The organism is Bradyrhizobium sp. CCBAU 51765, from assembly GCF_015291725.1.
Classification (GTDB): domain Bacteria; phylum Pseudomonadota; class Alphaproteobacteria; order Rhizobiales; family Xanthobacteraceae; genus Bradyrhizobium; species Bradyrhizobium liaoningense.
In genome coordinates this window covers 4,094,787-4,111,132 of the sequence record NZ_CP030038.1, presented here as the reverse complement: position 1 = coordinate 4,111,132, position 16,346 = coordinate 4,094,787, and the positions used below count along the sequence as shown (strand labels likewise).

At 63.9% G+C, this 16,346-nt stretch carries 15 protein-coding genes and 1 tRNA gene; 11 read left to right on the top strand and 5 right to left on the bottom strand.

Features of this window, described 5'->3' with window-relative positions; genetic code table 11:
• Positions 1-79: 79 nt before the first annotated feature.
• Complete coding sequence (gene glmS, locus XH96_RS19775; RefSeq protein WP_194393897.1) at positions 80-1,906, bottom strand: glutamine--fructose-6-phosphate transaminase (isomerizing); 1,827 nt, start codon at positions 1,904-1,906, stop codon at positions 80-82.
• 220 nt (positions 1,907-2,126) lie between these two features.
• Here glmS and XH96_RS19770 point away from each other — a divergent pair, with 220 nt between their 5' ends.
• Positions 2,127-2,345 carry a hypothetical protein gene (locus XH96_RS19770; RefSeq protein WP_035673956.1) on the top strand — a complete coding sequence of 73 codons (219 nt, stop codon included), beginning with the start codon at positions 2,127-2,129 and terminating at the stop codon, positions 2,343-2,345.
• Positions 2,346-2,474: 129 nt separating this feature from the next.
• Here XH96_RS19770 and glmU read toward each other — a convergent pair whose 3' ends face one another.
• Positions 2,475-3,830, bottom strand: coding sequence for a bifunctional UDP-N-acetylglucosamine diphosphorylase/glucosamine-1-phosphate N-acetyltransferase GlmU (gene glmU / locus XH96_RS19765; protein WP_194393896.1), 1,356 nt, complete (start codon positions 3,828-3,830; stop codon positions 2,475-2,477).
• 176 nt (positions 3,831-4,006) lie between these two features.
• Here glmU and XH96_RS19760 point away from each other — a divergent pair, with 176 nt between their 5' ends.
• The 3 genes from XH96_RS19760 (at position 4,007) to XH96_RS19750 (ending at position 6,465) form a co-directional block, all read left to right on the top strand.
• Positions 4,007-5,413 (top strand): hypothetical protein, encoded by a 1,407-nt coding sequence (locus XH96_RS19760; protein ID WP_194393895.1) that lies wholly within the window; start codon positions 4,007-4,009, stop codon positions 5,411-5,413.
• Between the two features lie 135 nt (positions 5,414-5,548).
• Positions 5,549-5,989: an MgtC/SapB family protein gene (locus tag XH96_RS19755; protein ID WP_028178747.1), complete on the top strand. Its 441-nt coding sequence runs from the start codon at positions 5,549-5,551 to the stop codon at positions 5,987-5,989.
• A gap of 95 nt (positions 5,990-6,084) precedes the next feature.
• Positions 6,085-6,465, top strand: a complete 381-nt coding sequence (locus tag XH96_RS19750) for a hypothetical protein (protein WP_194393894.1) — start codon at positions 6,085-6,087, stop codon at positions 6,463-6,465.
• Here XH96_RS19750 and XH96_RS19745 read toward each other — a convergent pair.
• On the bottom strand, positions 6,425-8,002 hold the full coding sequence (locus XH96_RS19745; RefSeq protein WP_246790137.1) for a beta-(1-6) glucans synthase: 1,578 nt from the start codon (positions 8,000-8,002) through the stop codon (positions 6,425-6,427). The genes XH96_RS19750 and XH96_RS19745 overlap by 41 nt on opposite strands.
• Positions 8,003-8,314: 312 nt before the next feature.
• Here XH96_RS19745 and XH96_RS19740 point away from each other — a divergent pair, with 312 nt between their 5' ends.
• The 7 genes from XH96_RS19740 (at position 8,315) to XH96_RS19710 (ending at position 14,908) form a co-directional block, all read left to right on the top strand.
• Positions 8,315-8,902, top strand: a complete 588-nt coding sequence (locus XH96_RS19740) for a beta-1-3, beta-1-6-glucan biosynthesis protein (RefSeq protein ID WP_194393893.1) — start codon at positions 8,315-8,317, stop codon at positions 8,900-8,902.
• A gap of 211 nt (positions 8,903-9,113) precedes the next feature.
• Complete coding sequence (locus XH96_RS19735) at positions 9,114-11,780, top strand: glycosyltransferase (RefSeq protein ID WP_194393892.1); 2,667 nt, start codon at positions 9,114-9,116, stop codon at positions 11,778-11,780.
• Positions 11,781-12,075: 295 nt separating this feature from the next.
• A tRNA-Lys gene (locus tag XH96_RS19730) sits at positions 12,076-12,151 on the top strand.
• A gap of 460 nt (positions 12,152-12,611) precedes the next feature.
• Positions 12,612-13,667 carry a hypothetical protein gene (locus tag XH96_RS19725; RefSeq protein WP_194393891.1) on the top strand — a complete coding sequence of 352 codons (1,056 nt, stop codon included), beginning with the start codon at positions 12,612-12,614 and terminating at the stop codon, positions 13,665-13,667.
• Positions 13,664-14,014 (top strand): STAS-like domain-containing protein, encoded by a 351-nt coding sequence (locus XH96_RS19720; RefSeq protein WP_210337896.1) that lies wholly within the window; start codon positions 13,664-13,666, stop codon positions 14,012-14,014. Before XH96_RS19725 ends, XH96_RS19720 begins: the two co-directional genes overlap by 4 nt.
• An 85-nt stretch (positions 14,015-14,099) precedes the next feature.
• A complete protein-coding gene (locus XH96_RS19715) occupies positions 14,100-14,501 on the top strand; it encodes a hypothetical protein (RefSeq protein WP_194393890.1) in 402 nt (133 codons plus the stop codon).
• An 80-nt stretch (positions 14,502-14,581) separates the two neighbouring features.
• Positions 14,582-14,908, top strand: coding sequence for a hypothetical protein (locus XH96_RS19710; protein ID WP_246790136.1), 327 nt, complete (start codon positions 14,582-14,584; stop codon positions 14,906-14,908).
• A 249-nt stretch (positions 14,909-15,157) separates the two neighbouring features.
• On the opposite strand, the gene XH96_RS19705 is transcribed toward XH96_RS19710, so the two are convergent.
• Positions 15,158-15,643, bottom strand: a complete 486-nt coding sequence (locus XH96_RS19705; RefSeq protein WP_194393889.1) for a hypothetical protein — start codon at positions 15,641-15,643, stop codon at positions 15,158-15,160.
• Positions 15,640-16,344 (bottom strand): hypothetical protein, encoded by a 705-nt coding sequence (locus XH96_RS19700; RefSeq protein WP_194393888.1) that lies wholly within the window; start codon positions 16,342-16,344, stop codon positions 15,640-15,642. Before XH96_RS19700 ends, XH96_RS19705 begins: the two co-directional genes overlap by 4 nt.
• Positions 16,345-16,346 lie beyond the last annotated feature (2 nt).

Below are 16,346 nucleotides of genomic sequence, written 5' to 3'. Positions count from 1 at the left end.
GGTCGGTCGCTAGCAACAAGCTAGGGTCTTCTAGCAGGTTTTGGAAGACCACGAAGCGACCGACCGATGTCCGTTTTGCCTATTCCACGGTCACCGATTTGGCGAGGTTGCGCGGCTGGTCGACGTCGGTACCCATGACGACAGCCGTGTGATAGGCAAGCAGCTGCACGGGGACGGCGTAGACCATCGGCGTGAAAGCCGCCGCCATGTCAGGCATGACGATGGTGACGAGGGACTCGACGGTCGCCTCCGCGGCACCCTTGGCGTCCGTCATCAGGATGATGTTGCCGCCGCGCGCGGCGACCTCCTGCATGTTGGAGACCGTCTTCTCGAACACCCTGTCGTGGGGCGCGATGACCACGACCGGCATGGTCTCGTCGATCAGCGCGATCGGCCCGTGCTTGAGCTCGCCGGCGGCATAGCCTTCGGCGTGGATGTAGGAGATCTCCTTCAGCTTCAGCGCGCCTTCGAGCGCCAGCGGAAAGCTGGTGCCGCGGCCGAGATAGAGCACGTCGCGCGACTTGGCGATCCGGTGCGCGAGCTTCTCGATCTGGGGCTCGGTGGTGAGCGCGTCTGCCATCAGGCGCGGGACCTCGACGAGGCCATGGACCAGCCTGGTCTCGTCCTCGTCGGACAATTCGCCTCTCGCCTTGCCGGCTGCGATCGCAAGGTTTGCCAGCACCATGAGCTGGCAGGTGAAAGCCTTGGTCGAGGCGACGCCGATCTCCGGTCCCGCCAGCGTTTGCAGCACGGTCTCGCTCTCGCGCGCGATCGTAGACGTCGGCACGTTGACGACGGCAACCGTGTGCACGCCTTGCGCCTTGGCATAGCGCAGCGCGGCCAGGGTGTCGGCGGTCTCGCCGGACTGCGAGATGAAGATGGCGAGATCGCCCTTGCGCAACGGCGCCTCGCGGTAGCGGAATTCGGAGGCGACATCGACCTCGACCGGCACGCGCGCAAAGCGCTCGAACCAGTACTTCGCGACGAAGCCGGCATAGCTCGCGGTGCCGCACGCCGTGATGTTGATGCGCTGGATGGTCTTGAGGTCGAACGGGAGCTTGACCGGCAGCGCGACGCGCTCGGTCGCCATGTCGACGTAGCGCGCCAGCGTGTGGCCGACCACTTCCGGCTGCTCGTGGATCTCCTTTGCCATGAAGTGGCGGTAATTGGCCTTGTCGACCAGCGAGGTCGAGGCGGCGTGCCTGATCTTGTCGCGCTGGACGGTGTAGCCGTCCTTGTCGAAGATCGTCGCGCTCTTGCGGGTCAGCACCACCCAGTCGCCATCTTCGAGATAGCTGATCGTGTCGGTGAACGGGCCGAGCGCGATGGCGTCGGAGCCGAGATACATCTCGCCGTCGCCGTAACCGATCGCCAGCGGCGGTCCGTTGCGGGCCCCGATCATGAGGTCGTTGTCGCCGGAGAAGATGAAACCGAGCGCGAAGGCGCCGCGCAGCCGCGCCAGCGTCAGCTTGACGGCTTCGACCGGCTTGTTGCCGCGTGCGAGCAGATCGTCGACGAGATGCAGTACGATCTCGGTGTCGGTCTCGGTGTGGAACACCGTGCCGTTCTTCTCGAGCTCCTCGCGCAGCTCGCGGAAATTCTCGATGATGCCGTTGTGAACGACAGCGACGCGCTCAGTCGCGTGCGGATGGGCATTGTTGACGGTCGGCCTGCCGTGGGTGGCCCAGCGCGTGTGGCCGATCCCGGTGGTGCCCTTCAGAGGCTCGGCTTCGAGCCGCTTCTCCAAATTCTTCAGCTTGCCCTCGGCGCGGCGGCGCTCCAGGTGCGCACCTTCCAGCGTGGCGACGCCCGCGGAATCATAGCCGCGATATTCAAGACGTTTGAGCGAATCCACCAATTGCTCTGCAACCGGCTCGCGCCCGAGAATGCCGACAATCCCGCACATGCGGATCACTATCCCCCAAATCGTCGAAAAATCGCCTAAACGACGCGCTCAGTTTTTAGCGAAGTTCCCCGCGAACCAGATACTCAATAATTATTGCCGATTGAGACAGCACACCGTACGCCCTGCGCTTCGCCTGCGTCGAATTGGCCGGCCTTAAACCGCGCGCCTTAACTTGTTGTCAACAGATTTGACCAACGATTGACCCGGGAGACACAAGGTCATGAAGGGCTCGTCCGACCGCAAAGGCCTGTCATCGATGTCCGTCCGCGCCAGCGAGACCACGGGCACGCACCTCGCGCATTGGCCGCCTCCCCAGCGCGGCAAGGAAAGCAAGCCTGTCTTCGTCAAGCATTCGCAAGGCGAGCCGGTGAAGCGCGCCAAGCCGCGCGGCTGGCGCCTGACCCGCGCCATATTCTCCGAATTCGCCGACGACGAATAGCGCCGCAGCGGAAGGAGACCCTCATGGTGAGGAGCGCGAAGTGCGTCTCGAACCATGAAGGCCCGCATCTAGCCCGCGGCCATCCTTCGAGACGCCCGCTTCCAGCGGGCCCAATAGAATAGCGGCCGCTTACTTCTCCGGCTTCTTGCCGCCCGTCTTCAGCTCGCGATAGCGCGCCGCGCCGCCTTCCCTGATGACCTGCTGGCTGCGCTCCAGCGCCATCGCGTCGTCGGGTACATCCTTCGTGATCACCGAGCCGGAACCGATATAGGCGCCCTTGCCGATCGTCACCGGCGCGACCAGCGAAGAGTTGGTGCCGACGAATGCGCCCTGCCCGATCACCGTCTTGTGCTTCTTGAAGCCGTCGTAGTTGCAGGTGATGGTGCCGGCACCGATGTTGGAGTTGGCGCCGACGGTGGCATCGCCGATGTAGGAAAGATGGTTGACCTTGACGCCAGCCTCCAGCGTCGCCGCCTTGGTCTCCACGAAATTGCCGATGCGTGCGCCGTCGCCGAGCGAGGTGCCGGGACGAAGCCGCGCATAGGGGCCGATCGAGACGTTCTTGCCAAGCGTGGTCTCGACGATATGCGAGAAGGAATGGATCACGGTGCCGTCCGCGATCGACACACCGGGGCCGATCACCACGAACGGCTCGATGGTCACGTCCTTGCCGAACACGGTGTCCGCGGAGAGATAAACCGTCTCCGGCGCGATCAGTGTGACGCCGGCCTCCATCGCTGCCTTGCGCAAGCGCGCCTGGATCACGCCTTCCGCTTCGGCGAGCTGCGCCTTGGTGTTGATGCCGCGCACCTCGTCCTCGCTGGTCTCGATCACGACGGACTCCCATCCCTTTTCGCGGACGATTTCGACTGCGTCCGTCAGATAATATTCGCCCTTGGAATTCGCATTGCCGATTTGCCCGAGGATGTCGAGCGCGCGGCGGCCGTCGATCGCCATCACGCCGGCGTTGCACAGATCGATCCTGAGCTCATCCGCACTGGCGTCGGCCTGTTCGCGGATCGCGACCAGGCGGCCGCCCTCGACGATGAAGCGGCCGTAGCCGGTCGGATCGGCGGCGCGAAACCCGAGCGCGGCGAGCGCGGCGCCGCCGGCGAGCGGCGCGCGCAGCCGCGCAAAGGTCTCGGCCGAGATCAGCGGCGTGTCGCCGAAGGCGATGAGGAGATCGTCAACGCCGCGCGCGATCGCTTCGCGCGCCGCCAGCACCGCGTGCGCGGTGCCGAGGCGTTCGTTCTGCACGAAGATGAGCACGTCGGGGCGGATGCGCTTCGCTTCATCCGCGACCGCCTGGTGATCGGGGCCGATCACGACCGCGAGCGAGGTGCCGGCTCCCTTCGGTGCGGCGGCGAGCACGTGGGCGAGCAGCGTCTGCGAAGCCACGGGATGCAGCACCTTCGGCAGGCTCGATCGCATGCGCGTGCCTTCACCGGCGGCGAGCACGATCGTGAGGCTGGAACGGGCGGTCATCGAAATCCTGACAGCTATGGCCGAATCAATTGGCGCAACGGGCAGCGAGCGCCCTCGGAAGGCTATCGCCTTGCTACCCCCGCAAACGCCAGGAATTCAAGTGCGAGGCGCTTTTCCTGTTAATGTTCCCTGATTGATTCGGGGAAGCCCGGACCGGGGCTGGGCACTTAACGTACATGGCAAAGGATTCCGACCGACTGGCGGATGCCTTCGGCACCAAGGAGACCGGCGGGCTGTTCTCCGGACTTTTGGCGGAGGAAAGCGCGTTCGACCGTCGCATGATGTGGCGGCTGGGCTCGTGGGGCGTAGCGGCCGTGGGCGCGGTCGTCATCGCGGTGATGGCCAACCAGGCCCAGTTCGGCTGGCGGCGCGACCACGCTGCTGCCGCCGATCTCGCGCGCCAGGCCGACCGGCTCCAGATGCTGACCAGGGAGAGCCAGAACGAGGCCCGCCGCCTCGCCGCCGCCGTCGAGACGCTGAACACCGATCGCGACCGGCTCTATTCGCGCGTCACCGTGCTGGAGCAAGGGCTCGATTCCGTCACCGGCGCCATTGCGAAGCAGACCGCCATGCCGCAGCAGGTCGCGAAGCCGCAGGACCCGGCGCCCGCAGCTCCCAGCGTCGCGCCGGTCGCCTCTAGTCCAACTCCGGCGAACGACAAGCCGCGCACCGAAGCCGCCAAGGATTCTCAGAAGGATTCTCAGAAGGACGCTCCGAAGGAATCGCTGAAGGAGCCGCCGAGCCCACCGCCGCAGACCGCGGCCGCCGCCTCGCTCGTGCAACAGACTCCGGCAATGAATTCGGCGCTGCCGGCCATTCCGCTGGTGCCGTCGAAGTCACTCATGGCGCCGCCGGATCCGTCCGTGTCGAAACTGGTTCAACCGGAGTCTGCCGAGAAGTCTGCCGAGAAAAAAGCCGAGCCGGCGCCCGCCCCCGCCGAGGTCGTCGCGGCAGCGGCAAGGCCGCCGGAAGCAGCCGAGAACGAATCCCCTGCGATCGCGGTTCAGCAGACGCGTTTTGCGATCGATCTCGGCGGCGCCAACTCGATCGATGGCCTGCGCGCGCTCTGGCGCGGCCTGACCAAGTCCCATCCGGAGATCGCAGCGCTGCGGCCGATTATCATGATCAAGGAAGGCACCACCGGCCTCGGCATGCAGCTCCGCTTGGGGGCCGGCCCACTGGTCAACGCCGCCGTCGCCGCAAAATTCTGCGCGAGCCTCGCCGAGAACGACCGTCCCTGCGAGACCACCGTGTTCGACGGTCAGCGCCTGTCGATGCGTGGCGGCCAGGAGAAGGGACAAGAGAAGGGCCAGGAAAAGGGCCAAGATAAAGCGCAAGAGAAGGCCCAGGACAGGGTTCAAGAGAAGAGCCCGGAGAAGAATCAGGACGCGGTGCCGCAAGCCGAAGCGGCGCCGAGCGCAAAGCCCGAGAAGCCGCAGCGCCGCCGCAACTACTCCTCGAAACGATCGAAGCGCGAGGAGCCCGCGCCCGCTCCCGCGGCGCAGCCCGCGCCGGCGCCGGCGAAACCGGAGGCAGCATCGACGTCAGCGGGATCGACGCTGTCGTCGTTCTTCAGGCGGTAAACGCCTCCGCCCCGAACGGAAGCTGCGGGCATGCGACCAACGGCCGCTTGGACGTGAGCCGCTCTTTCGCAGCAAGCTTGCAGTCATGTCCGCCGCAATCCAAATGTCGGTCCGTTTCCGAACTCGTGGGTTTCGATGAACGAGCTGGATGATGTCCTGAGGCTTCTCGTCGCGGCCGGAACAGGGCTGCTGATCGGCATCGATCGCGACATGAACGACAAGCCGGTGGGAATGCGAACCCTGGCGCTGGTGGCTCTCGGCTCCGCGCTGGTTTCGATCTCCGTGATCGAGTTCCAGAACCTGCGCGACCACCCGGATGCGATCTCCAGGGTCATTCAGGGCGTCGTTGCCGGCGTGTTGACCGGCGTCGGCTTCATCGGGGCCGGCGTCATCCTGCACGACGCCAAGGCGAAGACGGTCCACGGCCTCACCACGGCCGCAACGGTCTGGATCGCGGCCGGCCTCGGCATTGCCTGCGCGCTGGGAGCCTGGCTGCTCGTCGGAGCAGCCATCGCGGTGACGTTGCTCGTGCTGTTCGTGCTGGGCTGGGTCGAGCGCCGGCTGGGGCTGAAGTAATCCGGGCGTCGGCAGGACACGTCCGCCCGGATCGGACCAGCGGAAACATCGCCTGCCCTGTTGCCTGCCCGCGCCATCCCGATCATATTGCGCCCATGACAAAAAAGCCTTTCCGCCTCACGCCCTACCAGGTGCAGTTCCTGATCGTCGTCGGCTTCGTCACCGTCGGCTATGCCAGTTACCTGCGCTATCTCGGCATCGAGCTCTCCACGGTCGCGCTTGCCTGCGACGCCGGCCTGCAGACCGCAATCTGCAAGGCGCGTTCGGTCGCGACCGTCCTGTTCAAGAATTCGGTGTTCGGCATCGTCGCGCTGGTGGTGGCGACGCTGAACCTGATGCGGCCGTCGATCGTGCTGCTCACCGTCGGCATCGTCGCCGCCGGCCTCGGCATCGTGCTCTACAACGTCGTGTTGTCCGGCCTTGCGATCGGGCTGTTCATTCTTGGGTTTGCTCGGCCCGCGCCCGCCACAGCGTAAGGGCGAACAACAGATAGATCGCGCAGGTCCACAGCGACTGCCAATTGTCGCGGCCCTCGTTGACCAGCACATAGGCGGCCGAAAGCGTCAGCACGCCCGCGAACACCGCTTCGGCGATCGGACGCTGGCCGATCTGGGGCCGGTTCAGCATCAGCAGCGCAAACGGCACCACCGCCATCGTCAGCGCGGCGTAGGGAAAATCCTTGTAGCGCGGGTCGAACACGAAGCCGAGCGCGGTCTGCGCCGCGATCACGGCCGTGACCGCCAGCGTCAGGCCGAGCACGGCGGTGAGCTTCGACCATTTCCGGCCCTCGCGCGGGCCGAGCAGATCGAGGAAGGTCGGAAGGCTGCGGCCGATCACCATCGCCTGCGCGCAGAAGATCGGCGACAGGATGCCGGCGAGCAGCAGCGCGCCCCACAGCAGCCAGCCGCCGATGCCGTAGCTCTCGTAGTACATCTTGTCGATGCCGATACCGAGCAGGCTGCCCGCCGTCGTCGCCGAGATGCCGACGCCGAGCCAGGCCGAGAAGCGCGGCGTCCACGGCCGCCGGCGCAGCGTGATGAGCGCGACGGCGAACACCAGCACGCTGAGGCCCATGCCCGCGCCCATGTACCATTTCCAGTACGGGAAATTGCTGATCGGCTGTCCCGGCGGATATTTCAGGTTTCGTCGCACCGAATCATACAGGCCCCAATAGCCGCCGACGGTGCCTTCCAGTTTGCGCTTCCACGGCTGGTCGTAGGACTCGATCAGATTGACGCGGAACTTCTGCGCCTTGGCAAGGCCGAGGATTTCCGAAACGACGCGCGCCTGGTTGGTGCGTGACGGCAACGCGCCATCGCGCATGCGGCCCGCGCTCGGCCAGCCGGTTTCGCCGATCAGGATCTCCTTGCCGGGAAACGCCACCACCATGCGCTCGCGGATCTGCTCGACATGGGCGGCAGCGAATTTCGCCCTGACGGGGAAATCCTCCCAATAGGGCAGGATGTGGATCGTGACGAAGTCGACGGCGTCATAGACCTCGCGGTTCTTCAGCCAGTATTCCCAGACATCGGCATAGGTGACGGGCACGCTGACCTGCGCCTTCACCGAGCGGATGATCGAGATGAGGTCCGCCGTCGTCATCTCGCCGCGCAGCAGCACCTCGTTGCCGACGATCACCGCGCTGATGATGTCGGGGAATTCCTTGGTGAGGCGAACGGCGAGCGCGGCCTGCTCGAAATTCTTGGTGCGGTTGCTGGAGAGCCAGATGCCCTGGAGCACTTTCAGCCCGCCGACCTTGGCGGCAACCGCCGGCACCTGATCGAGCCCGTTTTCCATCGAATAGGTACGAATGCAGTCGGTGATCTGCCTGAGCTGGCGCAGGTCCTGCTCGATCTGGTCGGCCTCGATATGGGTCCATGCGTCCAGCGGCGACTGCTCGCCGCGGAACGGCGCGTAGGAGACGCACTGGACCTTGTCGGCGGGGTCGATCGGGGCGCGCGCGAGCGTGATCGGCGTGGCAAGCCACCACCACACGGCAGCGATCGCACCCAATGAAACGAGCAGAAGCGCCAGTGGCGTACGAAGAGAAATCGGTTCCGTCCTCCGCGAAGGGTCCGTCGATTACCTGCTCGCACGCCTTCTGCCAAGGGGTAACAGGCGACCGACCCGCTCCTCACCCTGCGGAATTTGGCTGCGGCCCTTCAACCGTGCGCTAGGATCGTGACTTTGCTGGACAAAATTCGAAATACAGGTCATGGGATTCGACGGGAATTTTCCGCCGCATTGGAGACCCATTTGGACGCCATCAGCTAGCGCGTCCGCGAGGTCTCGGCGCGGACGGTTAGCGGATATATTGGGGAATTCATGCGGCAACGGGTGTTCGAGTTACGAAATGCGGTCCTGCGGCAGTTCGCCGCCACCTTGGCCGTCTCCTCCTTGCTCGCTCTGATCGGTGTCGGCGGCGCCTCCGCCCAGAGCGGCACGCCGGCCCCTGACCAGGGCAAGGCGGCCGCCCAGCCCGCCGACGCCGCCAAGGACGCAGCCCAGAATCAGCGCCGCACCGACGAGTTCGCGGAAGCGGCGCAGGTCATCAACGGCCCGGCCGGCAACCCCGAATGCGTCTGGCTCGGCCGGCGCGTGGTGCGGCTGATGTGGCGGGACGACCTCGATACCGCGTTCCGCCATCTCGACCTCTACGACCGCTTCGGCTGTCCCGGCGGCCACATCCAGGCCGCGTTCCGCTGCCTGACCCGGTTCGGTGGCCAGATCGATCCGAAGGTGGCCGAGACCCTGGACAGCCGTGTGCACGCGTGCTGGATCAACCCGAACGCGCAGCCGCAGCAGGCGGCCGCGGCCTCCCCGGCAGCGCCGGCCGCAGGCAACTCCCCGGCACCCCAGCCGGCCGCGAGCCCCTCGCCTGCGGCAAGCCCGTCCCCGGCCCCCTCGAAATAGCGCGATCGTTTCAGCTGCCGTTCAGGAACGATCGGCGATAGAGACGGTTGGCACTGCCACGCATCCCAAAAGGCATGCCCTCATAAGGACATGAGGCCATGACAGTTGTGAAACCGCGCGGCAGAGGTATGCTCCCTTTGCCGCGGACTCGGTCGGATCTAGGGGTCGGATCCGCTTCCCTGCCACCTCAGCCCCTTTTGGTTTAGCCGCGATGCGCGTTGTCGCCGCCGTTCTGTTGCTCGTGTCTATGCTCCATGCAGGAGTCTGGGGGGTCTTGCGCGACAAGGAACCCGCGCCTGACTTCAAGGGCCTGCTACCGAGCGTTTCCTACGCGCCGTTCGAAGGCTCGGCGCACCCCGACATCGACAACATTCCGACCGTCGAGAAAATCCGCGCCGACTTGAAGACGCTGTCGACCATGACGCGCGCGATCCGCCTCTATTCGTCCACGGGCGGCGTGGAACTGGTGCCGCCGATCGCGGCCGAGTTCGGCCTCAAGGTCACCGTCGGCGCCTGGATCGACAAGGACAAGGATCGCAACGAGCGCGAGATCAAGGCCGCGATCGAGCTCGCCCGCAAGAACAGCAACGTCGTCGGCGTCGTCGTCGGCAACGAGGTGATCTATCGCGGCGAGCAGAAGGTCGAAGACCTCATCGACATGATCAAGAAGGTGAAGGGCGCGGTCCGCGTGCCCGTGACCACCGGCGAGATCTGGAACATCTGGCGCGACAATCCCGACCTTGCCTCCAACGTCGATTTCATCGCCGCCCACGTGCTGCCCTACTGGGAAAACTTCCGCTCGGACCAGGCGGTGGACCAGGCCGTCGACCGCTACAACCTGCTGCGCAACCTGTTCCCCGGCAAGCGCATCGTGATCGCCGAGTTCGGCTGGCCGAGCCAGGGCTACAATCTGCGCAACGCCGACCCGGGTCCGTTCCAGCAGGCGCTGATCCTGCGCGACTTCGTCACCCGTGCCGAGGCCATCGGTATGGAATACAACATCGTCGAAGCCATCGATCAGCCCTGGAAGTTCTTCGAAGGCGGCGTCGGTCCGTACTGGGGCATCCTCAACGCCAGCCGCGAGCCGAAATTCGCCTGGACCGGCCCGGTGGAGAATCCCGACTATTGGAAGCTGATGGGCATCGCGCTGCTGGTCGGCATCCTGCTGTCGCTGCCGATCCTGCGGATCCAGAAAGCGACCGCGAAGCAGGCCTTCCTGCTCTCGGCGACCGCCAACGGCGTCGGCGCCTGGGCCGCGACCGTGTTCGCCTTCTGGAATAGCCACTACTTCATCTTTGGCTCGGCCTTCGCGCTGACGCTCGGCATGATCCTCCTTGTTCCCCTTGTTCTCATCGCGATGGCGCGCATCGACGAGATCGCCGCGGTCGCCTTCGGCCGGCCGCCGCAGCGGCTTCTCACCAAGAGCAAGCCGGTCGAGAACGTGCCGGAGAGTTATTATCCGAAGGTCTCGATCCATATCCCGGCGTACTTCGAGCCGGTCGACATGCTTAAGCAGACGCTGGATGCGCTGTCGCGGCTGAACTATCCGAACTACGAATGCGTGGTCATCATCAACAACACGCCGGATCCCGCCTTCTGGCAGCCGATCCAGGACCATTGTCGCGCGCTCGGTGAACGCTTCAAGTTCATCAACGCCGAGAAGGTGCAGGGCTTCAAGGCCGGCGCGCTGCGCATCGCGATGGACCGCACCGCCGCCGATGCCGAGATCATCGGCATCCTCGATGCCGACTATGTCGTCGAGGCCGACTGGCTTAGGGATCTCGTGCCGGCCTTCGCCGATCCGCGCGTCGGCCTCGTGCAGGCGCCGCAGGAGCATCGCGACGGCGACCTGTCGATCATGCACTACATCATGAACGGCGAATATGCCGGCTTCTTCGACATCGGCATGGTCCAGCGCAACGAGGCCAACGCCATCATCGTGCACGGCACGATGTGCCTGATCCGCCGCGCCGCGATGGACATGGCCGGTGGCTGGTCGAGCGACACGATCTGCGAGGACTCCGATCTCGGCCTTGCGATCCAGGAGCTCGGCTGGGTCACCCACTACACCAACACGCGCTACGGCGCAGGCCTGCTGCCCGATACCTACGAGGCCTTCAAGAAGCAGCGGCACCGCTGGGCCTATGGCGGCCTCCAGATCGTCAAGAAGCACTGGCGCCGCTTCCTGCCCGGTGCGAGCCGGCTGACGCCCGACCAGAAGCGGGAATATGGCCTCGGCTGGCTGAACTGGCTGGGCGCGGAAAGCCTCGGCGTGGTCGTGGCGCTGCTCAACCTCGTCTGGGTGCCGATCGTCGCCTTTGCCGACATCGCCATTCCCGACAAGATCCTGACGCTGCCGATCATCGGCGCCTTCGTCGTCTCGCTGGCGCACTTCCTGTCGATGTACCGCGCCCGCGTCGCGATCAAGCCGGGCCAGATGCTGGGCGCGATGATCGCGGCGATGAGCGTGCAGTGGACGGTGTCGCGCGCGGTGGCGCAGGGCCTGATCACCGAGCACATCGCATTCGCCCGCACCTCCAAGGGCGGCCTCAGCAGGATGTCGATCGAGTTCCAGGCATTCTGGGAAGCCGTGATCGGCTCCCTGCTCCTGATCGGCGCCGGCGTGCTGGTCGCCTCCAACAGCTTCCGGCAGATCACCGAGATCTACATCTTCGCCGGCGTGCTGGTGCTGCAGAGCCTGCCGTTCCTCGCCGCGGTCGCCATCGCCATCCTCGAGCTCAGCCGCATCAACTCGTTCCAGTTCTGGCGCGACAGCGCGATCCGCACCGCCGAGCTGATCGGCCTCCGCCCGGTCGCCCTGCCCCCCGTCGGCGCGCCGCAAACCGTGCCGAGCGAGGTGCGGCGCGAGACGAACTGACAGGCAGGAGGCCATCCTCGCTGTTCGGCGTGGATGGCGGCCCGCCAATCAGGTTGAGATTCCCGGCCTAACCAGCGGAAGCAGCGAGCGAATCCTCGCTCCTGCCATGAACTTCGGCAACCACCCGCACTATTGACCTCCGCGGCCACTCCCCCTACACAGCGCGGGCCGAGAGCATGATCCGGAAACAGCCGGTTTTTCCCCGCGACGCAAGCTTAAGAGCGCAGCGGCAAGACATGCTTCTCGAATGTCCGAGCACGATGGCGATCTCTGTCGAAGCCATCAGCGGCCATGGGAGCGCGTAGCTCAGCCGGTAGAGCACGTGACTTTTAATCACGGGGTCCTGGGTTCGAGCCCCAGCGCGCTCACCAAAAACCACAAATTCTTCAATATGTTGCCTGGCACGCGGATGACCCTCCAAATGGCCTCCGGGTCCGTGTCAGCACTGTGTCCGCAATCCCTGTCGACGAGCATTGAGCTTGGAGATGGGAGTGCGCTGCCGACGCGACAGCGAGTTCGTCGACGTCGTGCTGATCGTTCAAAGCTGTAGCCCTTCCAACCGCCAATTGACTCCCGCTAACGCGTGAAGCTAACACCCGCCGCAACCTTGCCGATAGGCCGAGTCGGATCTTCCCAAAGGCTTCCCCCCCCCCACGCTCCGATTTGCCCACTTGGCGTTACGCCCTCGTCGGTACAACGCGGCGCGCGAATCGAGTGCTTCGAGAATTTTGATCGGCTCCGTCGGGGGCCCCGTGGACCAATTGGCGTGCATCCGTGAGACGGCTGACCCCGCGTTACCATCGGTGGCTGATTTACCGAGCCACAAAAGGCATGAAACGCCGGCCGGGGTCGAGTGGGGCGCTGCACCTGATTTCGACTGCCACCGCTACGCGCCTCGTGCGGCTCGATCGGGTGGGCAAGATCCCAGCCGTCATGTGCTTGGATACTAACTACCTCGACACGATCGGGATGCTCTCCGAGTTGCGTGTTCGGACGTCGCGCCGCGTCACGGGAGCCCTCAAGCAGCCCACCAAATCAAGGAGTTCCAGGATCGGCTGGGTCCGCAATTCCAGAGACTTCACCACGCTCAAACACATATCCGCTGGTGCAGCTCTGATGCTTGCTGCGGAATACGACCGCATCAGCTCGGTCACCGGAAATCCGCCCGCAACGATCGACCTTCATAAGTGGGACGCCTCCGTAAAGGGAACATTGGCGGAGCTCGGTTTTTTCGATCTTCTACGCCTGCGGGTCGACGTGCCGGCGAGCACCGGCGGGCTGATGATCGAGAAGATGGTCAGCGGCAGTGAAGTCAATATGGCGCCTGTTAATGAAGCGATCCGGCGGTTGTTTGATCGCATGGGCGGCGACCCTGGGCTTAGATTGCAACTCGCGAGCGCCGTTACGGATGCAGTTGAAAATGTACGCAGCCACGCTTACCCGACCGCCAATCCCTTCTCAGTGCCAAAATGGTGGTTTACGGGTGCCGTTGACCAAGCCTCAGGCAAGCTCACTTTGGCAATCTTGGATCAAGGCATCTCTATACCGAGGGCGCTTCCGATGAAGTGGGGCCTTAACCAAATCATCGAGAAATTCCTGTCCGATTTCTCACTGAACTTCGACCCTCAAGATCCCGCTAACGATGGCCAAGCTATCGAACTTGCGATGACCTTAGCCACGTCCACGGGATTGAGTTTTCGGGGAAAGGGCCTACCTAAGATCCTCGAAATCATCCGAGGTTGCCCGGAAGGGCGTCTCAGGATCGTGAGCCGGTGCGGCGATTACACGTATAGCGCCGACGGTTCCAAGCTGATACAAACGCACGCCGTCCCATTTTTGGGAACCTACCTGGAGCTGGAAGCTTTGCTCCATCAGGCTCAGCCATGAGTGACAAGATGCTGTCCATCGCGAACGATTATTCCGCCTCCCCGGCCGGCCGCTACCCTGCGGACGGGCCGTTCAATGGCGAGCGATTCCGCGATCAGGTTTTGGCGCCTGCACTCCGCGATGCCATTTCGAAAAAGCAGAAGCTAGTTGTCGACCTCGACGGAGCCTTCAGCTACTCGTCTTCGTTTCTTGAGGAAGCCTTTGGCGGCCTTGTTCGGACCGGGCTTTTTTCCCCGAGGGAAATTACGGACCACTTAGAGCTCCGATCCAATGATCCGATTTACGCTAGCTTCGTCAAGGATGCGAAGTCGTATTTGCGCGACGCCCTAAAGGCCGCCGCCCATTAGCGCAACTAGCGAACCCTCGCTGATCTTCGATGTTACGAAGATCATACTCCCTGCAATACTCTCGGCTCTTCTCAGCGGCATATGGGTGAGCCGCTGGAAGGCGAGTCTCGATCATGCCGAGAAAAGAATCGATGATCTTTGTGCTGAGATCACGAAACTGGCTGATCTAGCCAGCGAGTACTGGATCACGCCTCAGGCGGACGCCAAAATACCTGTCTTGCAGGCTCGCATAAGTTCAGGGCTGGTCAGGATCGCGACGATGCGCGTCACGCTCAGCAAGTTCGTCCTCGGTCTTGCTGACGAGCGCTTGGTTGACCTCGAAAGCAGCTTTGTCAGACAGGCGACTGGCGGTGATTTTGGTGTGCACAATCGCGCCCCATCTCAGTCGACCGCCGCGGCGGCGCAACATGCCGGAAGCGCTTTGGTGGTAGAAATCAGGCGGTCGCGACTCGCATCCTTTACGAGATGGTGGACGCCGAAGGTCTGAGGGGGGCTTAGACTCGGCTGAAGCTGACTACGACGCGCAGTAGCTCGCGCGCGCGTCTTGAGGCCCAAGGGATTGATAATTTGACTCCCGATCGCGCGGCGCTTGGATGGCGCCATGCCCCCGCCCTGCCCGCCGCCACACGCCCACGCACCCCCGACGGCCGGCCGCTCAAGATCACGTTCGGTGAGATGCGCGAGATGGGTCTGAGCGGCGTCCTCGTCTTTTGCCCCGACTATCGGTGCAGCCATAGCCTCCGGCTGCCGGCCGATCGCTGGGCTGATGAGGTCCGGCTTTCCGATATCGAGCCGCGCTTTGTCTGTGCCGGTTGTGGCAACCGTGGAGCCGATGTCAGGCCGGATTTCGAGAGCGGCAAGCCACCGCAATTTGCGAAAGCGGCCGCCAACTGAGGCGGCAGATCAAATGCAGTTTGTGCCAGCTTTGTTCCTGCTAACAACCTAAAAGCGATTTTTGCGGTTGTATGGTTGTGTTGGGATGAAATTAGGACCGCGGAAGCCCGGCCGGCATGACCGACGATCTCGCAATCAATCATCCGCGCTCAACTTCAGACCGGCCTGCGTCGTCGGCGCTCATGAAAAAGCCCGGAGCTAGTCCGGGCCTTTCACTTGGATATGGGCTGGTCTCAATCGGACCCAGGCCTATGACGCCGGCATTTGGATCTGCCTCGCGGTGCGATCCATTTTTTGGATGCGCTCAAGCAGGTCGTGAAGGCAAAACGAGAGGGCGTCGAAGCCCTCTGCATCTTTAAAAACAGAGGCGCCGTCGAGCAACCGAATCCCGACGAGCGTCATCCGCTCAAGGCACCATATCCCGTCGAGAACATCATCTTTCGGGGTCGGGTGGGTATTCATGCCGCCCTCGGGGATGTCCGCCTCGTCGACCGTCCCAGCGTCCGGCCCCACCTCATTCTCTGGCACGAGGTTGGCTCTCAGTTTCCCGATCCGGTCCAGGATATCGTGAACGCTGAACAACAGTGTAGACGTCTCTTGCTCTGGCAGACGATAACCACCCGAACCGTCTTGCTGGAGATTCTGCGCCGACCGCATCGCGACTTGTCCCATCACCTGAATGTCGGCGAGGCTTCGGTCGATCTCTTCGAGATGTTGCTGATGTTGATGGCTCATGCCGAGGCTCCCTTCGCCCGGGCCACCATGATCGCCAGCCCAACAGCGACCGAGGCTGCGATCGTTGGGGTAAGGTTGCGCAAATGCCGCTCGCGCGGGTCCTCGTACACGTAGGCGACGGCCGCCTTGAGAGCCAATTCGTTCAGGTCGCGGGCATCTACGAGCGCCACGGCGACCTTGGCCTTTTCAAAATCCGTCCGCGCCTCAAAATATGCGGCCTGAGCGCCGTCAAAGTTCACCTCATCACGATGCTTGCACCAGCGACGTTCCCATTTCCGGTAGGCTCGTCTGCTACCGTCCGGGGCCGGATGCTGTCGATTCCAATCTCGCCCCAGTTCTTGTACCCTCTGGTACTCAGTCCAAGCGGCCTTCAGAGTTTCGTGCGTGTCATCCACCTTTCTGCAAGCCGATCGAAGCTCGTCGCTCGCGAGCGAGCTGTCCAAGGTCAGCGTCGGCGCTTGCAAGGGCGCTCCCGTAACGGCCTCCAGGATCGGATTAGAAGTCAGTCCAGCGGCTGCGGCCGATCCGGGCAGCGGAAGTGCCGGTCCAAGAGCGACACCTCCAGCGGTGACAGCCGCAGCTTGGGCAAGGAATCGGCGTCGAGATGAGGTCTCGACGGGATCAATGGTTGTCGCCCTGGCGACATTGTTTGAGGACGAGTTTAGGGGTGGCGTGCTACGCACGCGGTCAGCTTCGGTCATGG